Origin of the sequence: Streptomyces sp. NPDC101234 (assembly GCF_044767525.1) — a bacterium.
In the GTDB taxonomy this organism is placed as follows: domain Bacteria; phylum Actinomycetota; class Actinomycetes; order Streptomycetales; family Streptomycetaceae; genus Streptomyces; species Streptomyces sasae.
In genome coordinates, this window is sequence record NZ_JBIWOA010000002.1 from 686,348 (window position 1) to 704,190 (window position 17,843).

General features: G+C 71.3%; 8 protein-coding genes and 1 tRNA gene. All 9 read left to right on the plus strand.

Going from position 1 to position 17,843, the window contains the following annotated elements; translation table 11 throughout:
* Positions 1–214 precede the first annotated feature (214 nt).
* The 9 genes from ACIRR9_RS06405 to ACIRR9_RS06445 all read left to right on the plus strand — a co-directional run bounded on the left by ACIRR9_RS06405 (position 215) and on the right by ACIRR9_RS06445 (position 17,691).
* A complete protein-coding gene (locus tag ACIRR9_RS06405) occupies positions 215–826 on the plus strand; it encodes a small secreted protein (protein ID WP_384556778.1) in 612 nt (203 codons plus the stop codon).
* Between the two features lie 272 nt (positions 827–1,098).
* Positions 1,099–2,628: a methyltransferase gene (locus ACIRR9_RS06410; protein WP_403748137.1), complete on the plus strand. Its 1,530-nt coding sequence runs from the start codon at positions 1,099–1,101 to the stop codon at positions 2,626–2,628.
* A 226-nt stretch (positions 2,629–2,854) separates the two neighbouring features.
* Positions 2,855–3,052, plus strand: coding sequence for a hypothetical protein (locus ACIRR9_RS06415; RefSeq protein ID WP_403252932.1), 198 nt, complete (start codon positions 2,855–2,857; stop codon positions 3,050–3,052).
* Positions 3,053–3,307: 255 nt separating this feature from the next.
* Entirely contained in the window at positions 3,308–6,139 is a 2,832-nt protein-coding gene (gene topA / locus ACIRR9_RS06420; RefSeq protein WP_403748140.1) for a type I DNA topoisomerase, read from the plus strand.
* Positions 6,140–6,361: 222 nt separating this feature from the next.
* The gene (gene tmk / locus ACIRR9_RS06425; RefSeq protein ID WP_403748143.1) at positions 6,362–9,634 is read left to right on the plus strand and encodes a dTMP kinase; all 3,273 of its coding nucleotides are present in this window, start codon (positions 6,362–6,364) and stop codon (positions 9,632–9,634) included.
* A gap of 239 nt (positions 9,635–9,873) precedes the next feature.
* On the plus strand, positions 9,874–11,079 hold the full coding sequence (locus tag ACIRR9_RS06430) for a DNA polymerase III subunit delta' (protein WP_403748145.1): 1,206 nt from the start codon (positions 9,874–9,876) through the stop codon (positions 11,077–11,079).
* Positions 11,080–11,208: 129 nt separating this feature from the next.
* Positions 11,209–12,822: an alpha/beta hydrolase gene (locus tag ACIRR9_RS06435; protein ID WP_403748148.1), complete on the plus strand. Its 1,614-nt coding sequence runs from the start codon at positions 11,209–11,211 to the stop codon at positions 12,820–12,822.
* A gap of 106 nt (positions 12,823–12,928) precedes the next feature.
* A tRNA-Thr gene (locus ACIRR9_RS06440) sits at positions 12,929–13,002 on the plus strand.
* Positions 13,003–13,371: 369 nt separating this feature from the next.
* A complete protein-coding gene (locus ACIRR9_RS06445; protein WP_403748150.1) occupies positions 13,372–17,691 on the plus strand; it encodes a LamG-like jellyroll fold domain-containing protein in 4,320 nt (1,439 codons plus the stop codon).
* Positions 17,692–17,843: the final 152 nt, after the last annotated feature.

Below are 17,843 nucleotides of genomic sequence, written 5' to 3' on the forward strand. Positions count from 1 at the left end.
CGGCCTCGTCGCACATGCGTCGGTGCCCACCTCGTCATGCACACGCTGGCGTCCGTTTCATGCCGTAAGCCTCCTGTGTGCGCCGTTTCGTCGTGAGCCTTCTCTCCTAGGGGCAAACTGCATAAAAACGTACTTATCGGGTGCAGGTCATGGGGGTGCTGTCCGTCTGCCGTGTAGATTCCGGGGGCCGAGAGCCGTGGAAGGGACCGATCCGGTGAACAAGAAGCTCGCGGCCGCACTGTCCGGCGGTGCGGTACTGGTAGTGGCACTGACCGGGTGCAGCAGCGGCAGCAAGGGCACCGACCCGAAGCTGATCGCCTGGGCCAAGACCGTGTGTGACGCGGTGCCGACGCAGGACGCGAAGATCAAGGCCGCCAACGCGGCGATCGCGCAGACCGCCTCGGACACCACGAGTTCGCCCGCGACCATCCAGAAGACCGACTCCCAGGCCTTCCAGGACATGTCCGACGGCTACAAGGCGCTCGCCGCCGCCATCAGCGGCGCCGGCGCGCCTCCCGGGGTCGACGACGGCGCCAAGCGCCAGCAGGACGTCGTCAAGAACCTCGACAGCCTCTCCGCGTCCTATGCCGACCTGAAGAAGAAGGTCGACGCGCTGGACACCAAGGACCAGGCGAAGTTCGCCTCCGGTCTGCACGACGTCGCCTCGCAGATGGCGAACCTGGAGACGCAGAACAAGAGCGGCACCGCGGCTCTGCAGGCTCTGGAGCAGGGCGAGGTCAAGGACGCGATCGCCGATCAGGCCAGCTGCAAGAAGGTCGCCACGACGGCGACGTCCGCGGCATCGGGCTCGTCGACCGCGGGCTGACGGGGCTGACGGCGGCACGCCGAGCACCGCGAGTCGAAGCAGGAGACCGGGGCCGAAGCCGAAACAGTGCGCCGGGACCGCTGCGCTGGGCCGTGTCGTGGGGTCCGTGCGTGCTGGGGGCCCGCGTTGAGGTAGGGGTCGGTGCCGGCGCCGTGTGCCGGTCCCGTGTGCGTTCCGGGTCGCCCGTGCCGGTCCCGTGTGCTGGGGGAGTGTGCCGAGCCGGATGGCGCCTGGTGTGCTGAGCCCGCGTCCGGAGGTGGCCGCGGGCCACAATGGAGGACGTGACTGACTCCGGCCTCGCCATCCTGCCCGCCTCCGACCGCCCCGACGTCGCCGCCCGGCTGCGTACCGCCCTGCTGGGGGCCTCCTTCACCGCCGACGGGCTCCTGGAACTGCTCGGTGCGCCCGCGTACGCGGCGCTCGCCCGCAGCGAGACGGTGCCCGCGCTCCGGGCGACCCGCGGGGACGCACCGCTGGAGACGCTCGTCCGGCTGCTCCTGCTCCAGCAGCCCGTGCCGCACGCGCGCGTGGCGGACTTCCTGCCCGTGGACGACCTCCTGGAGAGCGGCTGGCTGACCCGCGCGGGCGGCGACGAGGTCGCGGCCACCGTGGACGTACGGCCGTACGGCGGGCCGGACGGCGAGGACTGGTTCATCGTGTCCGACCTCGGCTGCGCGGTCGGCGGCGCCGGTGGCATCGGCCAGCGCCACGAGGGCGTCGTCCTGGGCGTCGGAGGCGCGTCCACGACCCTCGCCGGCATCACCGTCCGTACGCCCGTCGCCGCCGCCCTCGACCTCGGCACCGGCTCCGGGATCCAGGCGCTGCACGCCGCCCAGCACGCCACACGCGTGACGGCGACCGACCTCAATCCGCGCGCGCTGCACATCACGGCGCTCACGCTCGCGCTCTCCGGCGCCCCGGCGGCAGACCTGCGCGAGGGCTCGCTGTTCGAGCCGGTGAAGGAAGAGGAGACGTACGACCTGATCGTGTCCAACCCGCCGTTCGTCATCTCGCCGGGGGCCCGACTCACCTACAGGGACGGCGGGATGAGCGGGGACGATCTGTGCCGCTCGCTCGTTCAACAGGCCGGGGAACGGCTGAACGAGGGCGGGTTCGCGCAGTTCCTCGCCAACTGGCAGCACGTGGCAGGGGAGGACTGGCAGGACAGGGTCAGGTCATGGGTGCCGCGCGGGTGCGACGCGTGGATCGTGCAGCGCGAGGTGCAGGACGTCAACCAGTACGCCGAGTTGTGGCTCAGGGACTCCGGCGACCACCGCGGCGACCCGGTGGAGTACCGGGCGCGCTACGACGCATGGCTCGACGAGTTCGAGGCGCGCAAGGTGAAGGGGGTGGGGTTCGGCTGGATCACGCTGCGGAAGACGGCGGCCGCCGTGCCCTCGGTCACCGTGGAGGAGTGGCCGCATTCGATCGAACAGCCGCTCGGTGACACGATCCGGGCGCACTTCGACCGGCTCGACTACCTCCGTGAGCACGACGACGCGGATCTCCTCGAAGGCCACTTCAAGCTTGCCGTCGAGGTGGTTCAGGAGCAGGTGGGACTGCCCGGCGCCGAGGATCCGGAGCATGTGGTGCTGCGTCAGCACCGTGGAATGCGCCGTGCGACCAAGGTGGACACGGTCGGCGCCGGGTTCGCAGGGGTGTGCGACGGCACGCTGAGTGCGGGGCGGATTCTCGACGCCATCGCCCAACTGATGGGCGAGGACCCGGTGTTGCTGCGTGACCGCACGCCTGCGCAGATCCGGCTGCTGGTGGAGCAGGGGTTCCTCGAGCCGGCGGGCTGACGGGGCGTCCAGGGGGCTTGTGGACCTGCGGGACACGCCGGAAAAAGAAAAAGGCCGGAAAAATGTGGCCGGAACGTTCGTCCCGTGGTCCGTCGATCGAATGTTCGAGAATCTCGGGGTGTCTCGTTCACTTCGCGTTCGTCCGGCGGCCTCCCGCCCGCCGTCCGTGCGTGTCACTCTCCGGGCGCTGGGCACTCGTGGACGGCAGGGAAGGGGCGCGCGGGTCATGGAGAGCGGACCGGCGATCTTCGCAGGGGCGGTGTTCGCCCTGTTCGGAGGCGTGCTGCTGGTGTGGACCGGCACCCGGGTCCGGCGCGGTGAACCCGTCGCCCAGGGGGTGAGCCAGGCCGCGTCGGTGACCCTCGCGAGCCTCGCCGCGGTGGTCTCGCTGGGCCTCGGGGCCTACTGCCTGACCCGCCTCTGAGGGGACCGCTCCGGTAATGGGAGCGTCACGCTCCGGACAGGGCCGAGAGAGTGACCGAGGACTCCGGGCGGCAGGAATGGCGGTAGTCGGGTTACCGTTCGAGTGGCCGTTGTGGGCTTTTCCCGTTTGACACGGGGGCGGGATGTACCGTCACACTCCGCAGCGTCACCAAGTGAACGGGCGTCCGTGCCCGTGCCGCGACCCCGGGAGCAAGACCTGGGGAGGCCCCAGCGTCGACCGGAGAGAAGAGCGAAGTTGTCCCCGACCAGCGAGACCGCACAGGGCGGCCGCCGACTCGTCATCGTCGAGTCGCCCGCCAAGGCGAAGACGATCAAGGGCTATCTGGGCCCCGGATACGTCGTCGAAGCGAGCGTCGGGCACATCCGTGACCTTCCCAACGGCGCCGCGGAGGTGCCCGAGCAGTACACCGGCGAGGTCCGGCGCCTCGGTGTGGACGTCGAACACGACTTCCAGCCCATCTATGTGATCAACGCCGACAAAAGGGCGCAGGTCAAGAAGCTCAAGGACCTGCTGAAGGAATCCGACGAGCTCTTCCTGGCCACCGATGAGGACCGGGAGGGCGAGGCGATCGCCTGGCACCTCCAGGAGGTCCTCAAGCCGAAGATCCCCGTCAAGCGGATGGTCTTCCACGAGATCACCAAGGACGCGATCCGCGAGGCCGTCGCCAACCCGCGCGACCTCAACCAGAAGCTCGTCGACGCCCAGGAGACCCGCCGCATCCTCGACCGCCTCTACGGCTACGAGGTCTCGCCGGTCCTGTGGAAGAAGGTCATGCCGCGCCTGTCGGCCGGCCGTGTCCAGTCGGTCGCGACCCGGCTCGTGGTCGAGCGGGAACGCGAGCGCATCGCGTTCCGTTCCGCCGACTACTGGGACCTGACGGGCACCTTCGGGACCGGCCGGGCCGGTGACCCGAGCGACCCGTCGTCCCTGGTCGCCCGGCTGCAGGCCGTCGACGGCAGGCGCGTCGCCCAGGGCCGTGACTTCGACTCGGTCGGGCAGCTCAAGACCGCGAACACCCTCCACCTCGACGAGGCGAACGCCCGCGCTCTGGCCGCGGCCCTGGAGAACACCCGGTTCTCGGTCCGCTCGGTCGAGTCCAAGCCGTACCGCCGCTCGCCGTACGCCCCGTTCCGTACGACGACCCTCCAGCAGGAGGCCTCGCGCAAGCTCGGCTTCGGCGCGAAGGCCACCATGCAGGTCGCGCAGAAGCTGTACGAGAACGGCTACATCACCTATATGCGTACGGACTCGACGACGCTGAGCGACACCGCGATCGCGGCCGCCCGCGCCCAGGTCACGCAGCTGTACGGTGCCGACTACCTGCCCTCGGCCCCGCGTACGTACGCCGCCAAGGTCAAGAACGCCCAGGAGGCGCACGAGGCGATCCGCCCCTCGGGTGATCGTTTCCGCACCCCGGCGGAGACCGGTCTGACCGGTGACCAGTTCAGGCTCTACGAGCTGATCTGGAAGCGCACCGTCGCCTCCCAGATGAAGGACGCGACCGGCAACAGCGTCACCGTGAAGATCGCCGGCACCGCCGCCGACGGCCGGGACGTCGAGTTCAGCGCCTCCGGCAAGACGATCACCTTCCACGGCTTCCTGAAGGCCTACGTCGAGGGCGCCGACGACCCGAACGCCGAGCTGGACGACCGCGAGCGCCGGCTGCCCCAGGTCGGCGAGGGCGACCCGCTGTCCGCCGAGGAGATCACGGTCGACGGGCACTCCACCAAGCCCCCGGCCCGCTACACCGAGGCCTCGCTGGTCAAGGAGCTCGAAGAGCGCGAGATCGGCCGCCCGTCGACGTACGCGTCGATCATCGGCACGATCCTCGACCGCGGCTATGTGTTCAAGAAGGGGACGGCCCTGGTGCCCTCCTTCCTGAGCTTCGCCGTGGTCAACCTCCTGGAGAAGCACTTCGGCCGACTGGTCGACTACGACTTCACCGCCCGGATGGAGGACGACCTCGACCGCATCGCCGCAGGTCAGGCCAAGGCCGTGCCGTGGCTGAAGCGCTTCTACTTCGGTGAGGGCACTGCCACGGGCGGCGCGGCCGACGCGGGCAACGGCGACGGGGACCACCTCGGCGGCCTCAAGGAGCTGGTGACCGACCTGGGCGCGATCGACGCGCGCGAGGTGTCGTCGTTCCCGGTGGGCAACGACATCGTGCTCCGGGTCGGCCGCTACGGCCCGTACATCGAGCGCGGCGAGAAGGACTCCGAGGGCCACCAGCGCGCGGACGTGCCGGAGGACCTGGCCCCCGACGAGCTGTCCGTGGAACTCGCGGAGGAACTGCTCGCCAAGCCGAGCGGCGACTTCGAGCTGGGCGCCGACCCCGAGTCGGGCCACCAGATCATCGCCCGGGCCGGCCGCTACGGCCCGTACGTCACCGAGGTGCTCCCCGAGGGCACCCCGAAGACCGGCAAGAACGCGGTCAAGCCGCGCACCGCTTCGCTCTTCAAGACCATGTCCCTGGACACGGTCACCCTGGCGGACGCCCTCAAGCTGATGTCGCTGCCGCGTGTCGTCGGCGCCGACGCCGAGGGCCAGGAGATCACCGCGCAGAACGGGCGCTACGGGCCGTACCTGAAGAAGGGCACGGACTCGCGTTCGCTCACCTCCGAGGACCAGCTCTTCACGATCACCCTCGAAGAAGCGCTGCAGATCTACTCCCAGCCCAAGCAGCGCGGCCGGGCCGCCGCCAAGCCGCCGCTGAAGGAGCTGGGCACCGACCCGGTCAGCGAGAAGCCGGTCGTGGTCAAGGACGGCCGCTTCGGGCCGTATGTCACCGACGGGGAGACCAACGCGACCCTGCGCTCCGGCGACAGCGTCGAGACGATCACCCCGGAGCGCGGCTACGAGCTGCTCGCCGAGAAGCGGGCGAAGGCGCCGGCCAAGAAGACGACGGCCAAGAAGGCCGTCGCGAAGAAGGCCGCTCCGGCGAAGAAGACGGCCGCGGCCAAGAAGACCGCGGCCAAGAAGACGACGACGGCCGCCAAGAAGACGGCCACCGCGAAGAAGACGGTCGCCAAGAAGGCGACGGCCACCAAGGCGGCTGCGGAGGACTGACCTGGTCCCGGGCACGCGCACCGGCCGGGCCGGTCGGTGCCGGTCGGACCGGTTCGCACGGGCCGGGACGGCTTGCGCCGGTCCGCGCATCGGTCGAACCGGTCCACGTATTGGTCACATCGGCTTCGCAAAGCAAACGCCCCGGCATCAACTTGGTGTCGGGGCGTGCGTACCTGTGGACGGCCGCACCGGGCCGTCGGTGGCTGCCGATAGGCTGAAAGCATGACGCGAGCCGAGCAGCCAACGGCCCCCCAGACAGACCCGGACGACGCGCTGGTAGCGGATTCCCGCGAGCGCGCCGTCCGCTCGCTGCTGCGCCGACCCGAGTTGAGGCGCTTGTGGAGCGCCCAGCTGGTGAGTGGTGTGGGCGACACCCTGGCCCTATTGGTACTGGTCGTGCTGACCCTCCAGGCGGCTGTCGCCGAGGGTTCGTTCGGCGGCGGGTACCGGGGCGTGGCGTTCGCGGTGGCGATCGTCTTCGGGGTGCGCATTCTGGCCACCCTGCTCTTCGGCGCGGTCCTGCTGGGCCCGCTCACCACGCTGACCGCGCAGGACGGGCCGCTGGACCGCCGCTGGACCATGGTCGGCGCCGACGGTCTGCGTACCGTCCTGCTGCTCATCGCGCCCCTGTGGATCGACTGGACCCCGCAGAACGCGCCGGCCCTGCTGCTGGTGACCGTCTTCGTGATCGGGGTCGCCGAGCGTCTGTGGACGGTGTGCCGGGAGAGCGCGGCCCCCGCGCTGCTGCCCGCTCCGCCTCCGGAGGGCGCGACGGTACGACCGCTGCCCGACCACCTGGACGCGCTGCGCCGGCTGTCGCTGCGGACGACGTTCCTGGCGATCCCCCTCGCGGCCGCCGCGCTCGTCGTCGCGTCGCTGGTCAACAACCTGCTGGGCACCGGCATCGCATGGTTCGCCCAGCACCAGGTGGCCCTCGGGTCGTACGTGGCGGCGGGCCTGTTCGCCGCCTCCCTCTCGGTGCTGGTGTACCTGGAGGTGCCCGGCACGCGCACCCCGCGGGCGCGGTCGCCGCTGGAGGGCCTGCGCCGCCCCAGGACCGGTACCGGCGCCGACGCGGGCCGTACCGGCGCCATCCCGCTGCTGGTGCTGGCCTGCGCGGCCGTCGCCGGGGCGATCTCCGTCTCCGTCTCCGTCTCCGTGCTGCACGCCAGGGACCTGCACGGCGGCCCGGTCCTCTACGGCCTGCTGGTGCTCGCCCTGACCGGCGGGGTCGCCGTCGGCATCCGTACGGCGCCCTCGCTGCTGCCGACGCTCTCGCGCCGCCGGCTCCTGTCGCTGGCGATCGCCTTCACCGGCGTCGCGCTCCTGGCCGCCGGTCTGGTCCCGGACGTCACCAGCGTGCTGCTGATCGCCGCGCTGGCCGGCATCGGCGCGGGCGTCGCCGCCAACACCGGGCACACCCTGCTCGACCAGGAGACCGAGGACTTCCGCCGGGCGCGCACCACCGAGCACCTGCACGCGGTGGTCCGGGTCGCCATAGCGCTCGGCGCGCTGATCGCGCCCCTGGTCGCCGCGCTGATCGGGCCGCACCGGCTGGAGAACGGCAAGTTCGTGTTCGCCCACGGCGGCGCCGCGTTCACGCTGATGCTGGTCGGCGCGCTGCTGCTGCCGGTGGCCGCGCTGGTGCTGGCCAAGGTCGACGACCGCGCGGGCGTACCGCTCCGCCACGACCTGCGGGACGCGCTGCTCGGCGGCGACGACCCGGCCGAGACGCCCGCGACCAACGGTTTCTTCATCGCCCTGGAGGGCGGCGACGGCGCCGGCAAGTCCACCCAGGCCGAGGCCCTCGCCGAATGGATCCGCGCCAAGGGCCACGAAGTCGTGCTCACGCGCGAGCCGGGCGCCACGCCGGTCGGCAAGCGGCTGCGCTCGATCCTCCTGGACGTCTCGTCGGCCGGTCTGTCCCACCGCGCGGAGGCGCTGCTGTACGCCGCCGACCGCGCGGAGCACGTCGACACCGTCGTCCGGCCCGCCCTGGAGCGCGGCGCGGTCGTCATCTCCGACCGCTACATCGACTCCTCGGTCGCCTACCAGGGCGCGGGTCGCGACCTGTCCCCGACCGAGGTCGCCCGCATCAACCGCTGGGCCACCGACGGGCTGGTCCCGCATCTGACCGTCCTGCTGGACGTGGTGCCGGAGATCGCCCGCGAGCGGTTCACCGAGGCCCCCGACCGGCTGGAGTCGGAGCCCGCCGAGTTCCACGCGCGCGTGCGGGCCGGATTCCTGACGCTGGCCGCCGCCGACCCCGGCCGCTACCTGGTGGTGGACGCCGGCCAGGAGCCCGAGGCGGTCACGACCGTCATCAGGGCCCGCCTCGACACCGTGCTGCCGCTCTCCGAGGCCGAGATCAAGGCCGCCGAGGAGGCGCGGAAGAAGGCCGAGGAGGAGGCCCGCCGCAAGGCCGAGGAAGAGGCCGCGCGCAAGGCCGAGGAGGAGCGCCTGGAGCGCGAGCGCCAGGAGCAGCTCGCCAAGCTGCGCGCCGAGGAGGAGGAGCGCAAGCGCCGCGAGCTGGAGGAGGCGCAGCGCCGCGAGGCCGAACGGCAGGCGGAGGAGGCCCGGCAGCGGGCCGAGGAAGCGCGTAAGCGGGCCGAGGAGGAGCAGGCCAGGCTGCTCGCCGAGGAGAAGGCCCGTGCGGAGGCCGAGGCCCGCCGCAAGGCCGAGGAGGAGCAGCGCCGCAAGCAGGCCGCGGAGGAGGCCCGGCTGCGCGCCGAGGCCGAGGAACTGCGCCTGGAGAAGCAGCGCAAGGCCGAGGAGGCCCTGGTCAAGGCCGAGCAGGCGCGTCGCGCGGCGGCGGAGGCGGCGGCAGCGGCCGACGTGGCCGCCCGGGAGTCGTCCGCGCCGCAGCCGACGGCGCCCGGTGTCACACCGGAGGCGGTGACCGTGCCGACGCCGGTGGTGAAGCCGGACGACAGGCCTCAGGCCGCTTCGGGCACGGGCGGATCCTCGGCGGCGCAGCGCGCGGTGGACGAGACGACGGTGCTGCGTCCGGTGCGTGAGGACCGGGCGCCCGCGGCCCGGGAGTCCGAGTCCGAGGTGACGGCGAAGCTGCCGCAGCCGCCGGTCCCGGAGGCGGGGGCGGCCGATGAGACCGCGGTGCTGCCTCCCGTGGGCGCGGCCGACGAGACGGCCGTACTGCCCCCGGTGCCGTCCGGTGCGGCCGACGAGACCGCCGTACTGCCTCCCGTGCGCGACGACGCCCAGGCTCCCGCCGATGCCCCGGCGGACCGGATGCCGCGCGGCTTCTTCCGGGACGAGCGCCCCGGCGGGAACCCCGACGGTTCCGAGGACCGTACGCGTGAGATGCCGCAGGTCGACGCGGAGGGTGCGACGGCCCGGCGGCAGCGCCCCCGGCCCGACTGGGCCGAGGAGACGCCGCTGGACGACCTGCCGTCGCTGGCGGACGAGCTGCTGGGGTCGTACGAGGAGGAGCACGACGACGAGCAGGGCCGCCGGGGTCGCGGGCGGCGCGGCTGAGGGTGTGCGCGCGGGCGGTGCGGGCCGGGGTTCCGGCCGGTGCCGCCCCTCGTCGCGTCGTCACGTGCGATGTGGACCGCGTTGTCAGTGGGCGCCCGCACAATGGAACGCGGATCGATGGAACGCGGGTCGATCGGGACGCGGATCGATCGGTACACGGGTCGATGGAAGACGGGTCGATCGGGGCGCGGATCGATTCGATCAGGACGTTGGACGCAGACGAAAGGGCGGCGTGACCCATGACCGTATGGGACGACCTCGTCGGGCAGGAGCGGGTGAGCGAGGTGCTGACCGCCGCCGCCCGGGACGCCGACGCCCTGGTCACCGCCGCCGCGGCCGACCAGCCCCTGCCGGAGACGTCGAAGATGACGCATGCCTGGCTGTTCACCGGCCCGCCCGGCGCCGGCCGCAACCAGACGGCGCGGGCCTTCGCCGCCGCCCTCCAGTGTGTGAGCCCTGACCGCGCTCTCGGCGGAGCTCCCGGCTGCGGCTTCTGCGACGGCTGCCACACCGCGCTGATCGGCACCCACGCGGATGTCACCACGGTCGCCGCCGTCGGCGCCGAGATCCTGGTCAAGGACATGCGTGACACGGTCCGCAAGTCGTACACGTCCCCGGCGACCGGCCGCTGGCAGATCATCCTCGTCGAGGACGCCGAGCGGCTGAACGAGAAGTCGGCCAACGCCGTCCTCAAGGCCGTGGAGGAGCCCGCCCCCCGTACGGTCTGGCTGCTCTGCGCGCCCTCGCTGGAGGACGTGCTGCCCACGATCCGCTCCCGCTGCCGCCACCTGAACCTGCGCACGCCCTCGGTGGAGGCGGTCGCCGACATGCTCGTACGGCGCGAGGGCATCGAGCCCGAGGCCGCCGCGAACGCCGCCCGGGCCACCCAGGGGCATGTCGACCGGGCCCGCCGGCTGGCCACCGACCCGGCCGCCCGCGAGCGCCGCGCGGCCGTGCTGAAGCTGCCGCTGCGGCTGGACGAGGTCGGCGCGTGTCTGAAGGCCGCCCAGGAGCTGGTGGACGCGGCCGCGGAGGACGCCAAGCAGCTCGCCGAGGAGATGGACGGCAAGGAGACCGAGGAGCTGAAGGTGGCGCTCGGCGCGGCCCAGGGCGGGCGGATGCCGCGTGGCACGGCGGGTGTGATGAAGGACCTGGAGGACATGCAGAAGCGCCGCCGGACCAGGACCCAGCGCGACAGCCTCGACGTCGCCCTCACCGATCTCACCGGCTTCTACCGCGACGTCCTCGCCCTCCAGCTCGGCTCCCGCACGGCGATCGCCAACGCGGACGCCGAGGACGCCCTGGAACGGCTGGCCCGCGCCGGCTCGCCCGAGTCCACACTGCGCCGGATCGAGGCGATCGCCGCGTGCCGGGAGGCCCTGGACCGCAATGTGGCGCCGCTGCTGGCGGTGGAGGCGATGACGATGGCGCTCAGAGCGGGCTGACGACGGTGCTCGGAGCGGGCTGAGTCGCCGCCCGGACATGGGCGGGGCCCCACGTTGACGGGGTCACCCGTACGAGCCACAGTCAACTGGCACAGCACAAAGATCATCTCTCGGCGTTACGCTCGATTGATGCATATCAGGCGAATCGCCCGCCGGACCCCGACTCGGCCCCGGACCCGCACCCGGACCGTGGCGGCTGCCGCCCTGCTCTCGGCCGCCGCCCTGCTCGTGTCCGCATGCTCCTCGGGGAGCCCGTCGGCGACGACGGCGGCGGCCTCGGCCGAAACCGCCCAGTTGGCCGCGCTGCCCCACTCGACACCGTCCTCGCTGGCGCCGTACTACGACCAGAAGCTCACCTGGCGCAGCTGCGGTGCCCCCGGCTTCCAGTGCGCGACGATGAAGGCCCCGCTCGACTACGCCAATCCCGGCGCGGGTGACGTCCGGCTGGCGGTCGCCCGGAAGAAGGCGACCGGCAAGGCGAAGCCGCTCGGGTCGCTGCTGGTCAACCCGGGCGGCCCGGGCGGCTCGGCGGTGGACTACCTGCAGCAGTACGCCGGCATCGGCTACCCCGCCGAGGTGCGGGCGCGCTACGACATGGTCGCGGTGGATCCGCGCGGCGTCGCCCGCAGCGAGCCCGTCGAGTGCCTGAACGGCCGGCAGATGGACGCGTACACCGAGACCGATGTGACGCCCGACGACCAGAGGGAGACGGACGCGCTGGTCGGGGCGTACAAGAAGTTCGCGGAGGCCTGCGGGACGCACTCGGCGCAGCTGCTGCACCATGTGTCCACGGCCGACTCGGCGCGGGACATGGACATCGCCAGGGCGGTCCTCGGCGACCAGAAGCTGAACTACGTGGGGGCGTCGTACGGCACGTTCCTGGGCGCGACCTACGCGGGCCTGTTCCCGGACCGGGTGGGCCGGATGGTCCTGGACGGCGCGATGGACCCCTCCCTCTCCGCGCGTCAGCTGAACCTGGAGCAGACGGCCGGGTTCGAGACGGCGTTCCAGTCCTTCGCGAAGGACTGCGCGAAGCGCACCGACTGCCCGCTCGGCGCGAAGGGCAGCCCACCGGCGGAGATCGCCGACAACCTCAGGACGTTCTTCCTGAAACTCGACGCGCACCCCCTCCCCACCGGTGACGCGGACGGCCGCAAGCTCACCGAGTCCCTCGGTACGACCGGTGTGATCGCGGCGATGTACGACCAGGCGGAGTGGGAGCAGCTGCGCGACGCGCTGCACGCGGCGATGACGGAGAACGACGGCGCGGGACTGCTCGCCCTCTCCGACAGCTACTACGAGCGCGACCCCGACGGGCGCTACTCGAACCTGATGTCCGCCAACGCCGCGGTGAACTGCCTGGACCTGCCGCCCGCCTTCACCAGCCCGGAGCAGGTGGAGAAGGCGCTGCCCGCGTTCGAGAAGGCGTCCCCGGTGTTCGGCCCGAACATGGCGTGGGCCTCGCTGAACTGCGGGTACTGGCCGGTGAAGGCGACGGGCGAACCGCACCGCATCACGGCGAAGGGCGCCGCCCCGATCGTCGTGGTCGGCACCACCCGCGACCCGGCGACCCCCTACCCCTGGGCCCGGTCCCTGGCGAGCCAGCTCTCCTCGGGCCGCCTCCTCACCTACGTCGGCGACGGTCACACCGCGTACGGCCGAGGCAGCGCCTGCATCGACTCGGCGATCGACACATACCTCCTCCACGGCACCCCGCCGGCGAACGGAAAGCGCTGCTCATAGCCCTGCCACCCGCCCCGGAGCCACTCGCTCCGGGGCGTGTACGGAGCACCCCGGAAACTGTGTAGACTTACCGACGTCGCTGATCGCACCATAGTGCGGACGACACGCCGCTTTAGCTCAGATGGCCAGAGCAACGCACTCGTAATGCGTAGGTCTCGGGTTCGAATCCCGAAAGCGGCTCCGGGAAAGGCCAGGTCACGTAACACGTGACCTGGCCTTTTTGTTGTTCCGAGGGGTCTGTACGCATGCCCCGGGTGCCCTGTGGTGCGAGGCCGAGGTGCTTGTTGAGGGCGGCCTTCATCGCGGCGGCGGTGTGCGGGCCGGAGGCGCGACCCCCAATTGGGTCATCGGTGTTGGATCGTGGCGAATTCAGGGGGCAAACGTGAAGTATTTCACGACCTGACTTCGCTTGATTAGTAGATCTTGTGCGCTTTGTCCCTTCGTAAGGGCCTGGTTAACGAACTGTAAGTGCTCATATGTTGCGGGCCGGTCGTCTGATCGAAGACGGCCAGTCGTAGCCCAACAGGGCTCTGTGGGGGAGCAGTTCATATGAATACGCACAGGGGGAGACGCCGGCTGCGCACAGTCGGCGTCGTGCTCTCCGCGGCCTTGGTGCTGGCGGCGAGCGCAGCCAACGGCGCCATGGCGGTCGCCGACGAGAACGCCGTCATCTCGGCCGACGGCGCCGCCAAGGCCGCCGCCGGTGACGGTGACGGTACGGGCGAGGATGCGAAGGCGCTGGCCGAGGCCGCGCGTACGGGCAAGCCGGTGGAGATCGTCTCGTTACGCGGTGAGAGCAGCGAGGTGTACGCCACCCCGGAGGGACACCTGGAAGCCCGGGAGCATCTGCGGCCGGTGCGGACCCGGGTGGACGGCGCGTGGCGGGACATCGACACCACGCTGACCCGCGGCGCGAACGGAACGGTGGCGCCCAGGGCGACGACCGTCGGTCTGACGTTCTCCGGCGGAGGTTCGTCGCCGCTGGTGCGGATGACGAAGAACGGCCGTGAACTGGCGCTCTCCTGGCCGAAGGACCTGCCCTCCCCCGAGCTGAGCGGGAACACCGCCACCTATCCGGACGTACTGCCCGGTGTCGATCTGCGGATGACGGCGCAGCAGGACAGCTTCACCCAGCTCCTGGTCATCAAGTCGGCCGAGGCCGCGGCCAGCGCCGAACTGAGCGAACTGCGGCTGAAGCTGGACGCCGACGGCATGCAGGTCAAGGAGACCGCCGACGGCGGCCTGGCGGCGGTCGACCAGGGAGCCGGTAGCGCCGTCTTCGAGGCTCCCCGCCCCCTGATGTGGGATTCCAGTACCGAGGCGCCCGCCTCCTCGACCCGGTCCGGGTCCACCGCCGGACCCGCCCGAACGACGTCGTCCAGCGCCGCACGGAACTCTGTGGCCACCGCCACCACCGGCCCCACCGCCTCCGAGGCCGGTGCAGCGGAGTCCGGCAATGTGGCCCCGGTCGGCGTGGAGATTCCCGCCGCGCAGAACGCCCTGGTCCTGACGCCGGACACCGGCGTGCTCAGGGGCAAGGGCACGGTGTACCCCGTTTTCATCGACCCCCAGTGGTACTCCCCGAAGGCCTCGGCCTGGACGATGGCCTCCAAGTACTGGGCGTCGTCGCCGCAGTGGAAGTTCAACGGCGACTCGGACGCCGGCCTGGGGTACTGCAACTGGTCGTACTGCGCGCCGTACGACACCAAGCGGCTCTTCTACCGGATCCCGACCTCGAAGTTCGCGGGCCGGACCGTGCTGCAGGCGGAGTTCGTGGTCCGCAACACCTGGTCGGCGTCCTGCTCGGACCGGAGCGTGGAGCTGTGGCGCACCAAGGACATCTCCTCCTCGACGACCTGGAACTCGCAGGACAACGACGCCTTCTGGATCGATCGCCTCAGGACGGAGTCCTTCGCCTACGGGTACACCGGCTGCGCGGCGAAGGACGCGGAGTTCGACGTGAAGTCCGCGGTGCAGCAGGCCGCCGACAAGAAGTGGTCGACGATGACCTTCGGCATGAAGGCGGCGAGCGAGACCGACGGCTACGCCTGGAAGCGGTTCTCGGACGACGCCTATCTGCGTGTCCAGTACAACCGCCCGCCGCCGCAGATCAAGATGTCGCAGCTGACCATGGAGTACGGCGGCTCCTGCAAGAGCCCCGCCAGTGCCGCGCGGGTACGCACGCTCGGCAAGATCTACGCCAACGACGTCACCGACCCCGACGGCGATTCCGTCTCCGTGGAGTTCCGGGCGAGCTGGGACACCGGTGACGGCAAGGGCGTCGTCACCCGCTGGAAGTCCGGTCCGACGACGGCGAAGAAGTCCGGCTCGGACTTCGCGATCACGCTGCCGTCCTCCATCCCCGCGAACAAGACGGTCAACTGGTACGTCCACTCCTACGACGGGGCCCAGTACTCGCCGTGGTCGTACACCGGCGACCCGACCGCCTGTTACTTCGTGTACGACACGAGCGTGCCCAAGGCACCCGCCATCTCCTCGGCCATCTACCCGGCCTCCGACCCCGAGGACCCCGACGACCCCTGGTACGACGGAGTCGGCCAGTACGGCGACTTCGTGATCACCGGCGCCGTCTCCGACGTGACGAAGTACTGGTTCGGCCTCAACGGCGACCCGGTCTCGGCCAACACGGTCACCACCTCGGGCGGAGCGGCCAAAACCGTGCCCGTGCTGCCGGTCAGGCCGGGCCTCAACACCTTCACGGCGCGGTCCTTCGACTCCGCGGGCAACGGCTCCGAGATCCGCACCTACCAGTTCCGGGTCAAGTCGGGGCAGCGCGAACGCGCCGGCTGGGCCATGGACGAGACGGCCGGCGCCACCCAGGTGGCGGGCAGCGCACCGGAACAGACCGCGACCCTGTACAACGGTCCGACGCCGAACGTGGAGGGCAGGTTCGGCAAGGCCGTGCAGTTCGACGGCGTCGACGACTACGCCGCCACGGACATCGCCACCATCAACACCGACGTCAGCTTCTCGGTGTCGGCCTGGGTGAAGCTGTCCGCCATGCCGTCCGGCGCGGCGGTGGTGGCCTCCCAGCGCGGCAACAACGCGCCGGGCTTCGAGCTGTACTACTCCAAGGGGTACGACCGCTGGGTGTTCAACCAGTACAGCGCCGACACCGCCGACGGCACCCCCGTACGGGCCATGCAGGCCGCCGCGGGCGGGGTCAAGGCCGGCGAGTGGACGCATCTGGTCGGTATCTACGCCGCCGGCGAGAAGCTGCTGAAGCTGTACGTCAACGGTGCGCTCGCCGGGTCCACGGCCTACTCCACGGCCTGGAACGCACGGCGCGGCATGGTGATCGGCGGCAGCTTCCTCAACGGCACGCCGACGGCGCCCTTCCCGGGTGCCATCGACGAGGTGAAGACCTTCGAGAAGCCGCTGTCGGGGACCGAGGTGTCGAGCCTGTACAGCACGAACGCGATCGGCGACGGCCGTCCGGCCCGCGCGGTCTTCCACATGGACGACGCCGCCGGCGTGACCGCGCTGAGCGGCCGGGCCGATGTGAACCCCGCGGTCCTCAAGGGCGGCGCCACCACTGGTGCGACCGGAGCGGACGGCAACGCGCTCACCCTGGACGGGACCGACGACTACGCCACCACCGCCGGCCCGCACATCAACACCTCGTACAGCTTCGCCGTGTCGGCCTGGGTGAAGCTGGCGAAGACCAAGCCGACCCACGCCGCGACCGTCGCCACGCAGATCGGCACCACGGTGACCGGGCCGGAGCTGTACTACTCCAGCTCCTACGACCGCTGGGTGTTCAACCAGCACAGCGCCGACACCGCCGACTCCACGGTGGTGCGGGCCATGCAGCCCGACGGCACCACCGCCTACGGCGGCGAGTGGACGCATCTGGTCGGAGTGCAGGACACCGAGGCCGACAAGCTCTCGCTGTACGTCAACGGGACCCTGGCCGGCACCACGGCCCTGCCCTCGACCTGGTATGCCGGGGGCGCGGTGCAGATCGGCGCCAGTGCGTTCGCGGGCGCGGCCACCTCGTTCTTCCCGGGCCAGATCGACGACGTGCGGCTGTTCGACCGGCCGGTGTCCGCCGGCGAGGTGCAGCAGCTGTTCAAGCAGCGCGCTCTGGTCAAGGGCCGCTGGAAGTTCGAGACGGCCACCGGCACCCCGCTGACCTCGCCCGACGCCTTGTCCTCCGGTAACGCCATGACGCTCTACAACGGCGCCCAGACGGGCTCGGGCTGGGTCGACGGCGCCGTCGCCCTCGACGGCACGGACGACTACGCCGCGGCCACCGTGGTGCCGGTCGACACCAGCGCCAGCTTCACCGTGAGCGCCTTCGTCCAGGCGGCCGCCACTCCGACGAGTCCGGTCACCGTCATGAGCGCTCCCGGTACCAAGAAGAGCGCGTTCGCGGTGCGCTACGAACCCAGCACCACCCCGGCCACCGATCCGGGCCGCTGGCGGATCGCCACCGCCGACTCCGACAGCGACTCCGCCACCGTCTCCGACATCGGCAACGGCATGTTCTACAGCCCCACCGACTGGAACCACGTGGCACTCGTCTACGACGGCTTCTCCAAGGAGGTCCGCCTCTACGTCAACGGCGAACTCCAGGAGACCGCCTGCGCCGACGCCGACGACGACGGGGTGCAGGACGACGCGAGCTGTGCCGACACCGTCTCGTGGGCCGACGACGTGCTGACCTACAAGGCGGCTAAGACCCTGCAGCTCGGCCGCGACACCGCCGGGAGCACGTCCGGCGGGTACTTCCCCGGTTCGCTCTCCGACGTCTGGGTCTTCCAGGGTGCGCTGACCGAGACCCAGATCGATCACCTCGCCGTCGGTATGCCGGGCGTGGAGACCGCCGTCCCCAGCGGCGACTGATCGGCTCAGCCACCGGAAGTGGGGGGCCCGCCCCCCCCCCCCCCGGGGGGGGCCCCCCCCCCCCCCCCCCCCCCCCCCCCCCCCGGGGGGCCCCCCCCCCCCCCCCCCCCCCCCCCACGCCCCCCCCCCCCCCCCCCACAAACACACCAACA

Bases quoted from the DNA above. Each gene is read 5' to 3' on its own strand.
- ACIRR9_RS06410 (WP_403748137.1), top strand. From the start codon at position 1,099: ATGGAGGACGTGACTGACTCCGGCCTCGCCATCCTGCCCGCCTCCGAC.
- ACIRR9_RS06415 (WP_403252932.1), top strand. From the start codon at position 2,855: ATGGAGAGCGGACCGGCGATCTTCGCAGGGGCGGTGTTCGCCCTGTTC.
- tmk (WP_403748143.1), top strand. From the start codon at position 6,362: ATGACGCGAGCCGAGCAGCCAACGGCCCCCCAGACAGACCCGGACGAC.
- ACIRR9_RS06430 (WP_403748145.1), top strand. From the start codon at position 9,874: ATGACCGTATGGGACGACCTCGTCGGGCAGGAGCGGGTGAGCGAGGTG.
- ACIRR9_RS06435 (WP_403748148.1), top strand. From the start codon at position 11,209: ATGCATATCAGGCGAATCGCCCGCCGGACCCCGACTCGGCCCCGGACC.
- ACIRR9_RS06445 (WP_403748150.1), top strand. From the start codon at position 13,372: ATGAATACGCACAGGGGGAGACGCCGGCTGCGCACAGTCGGCGTCGTG.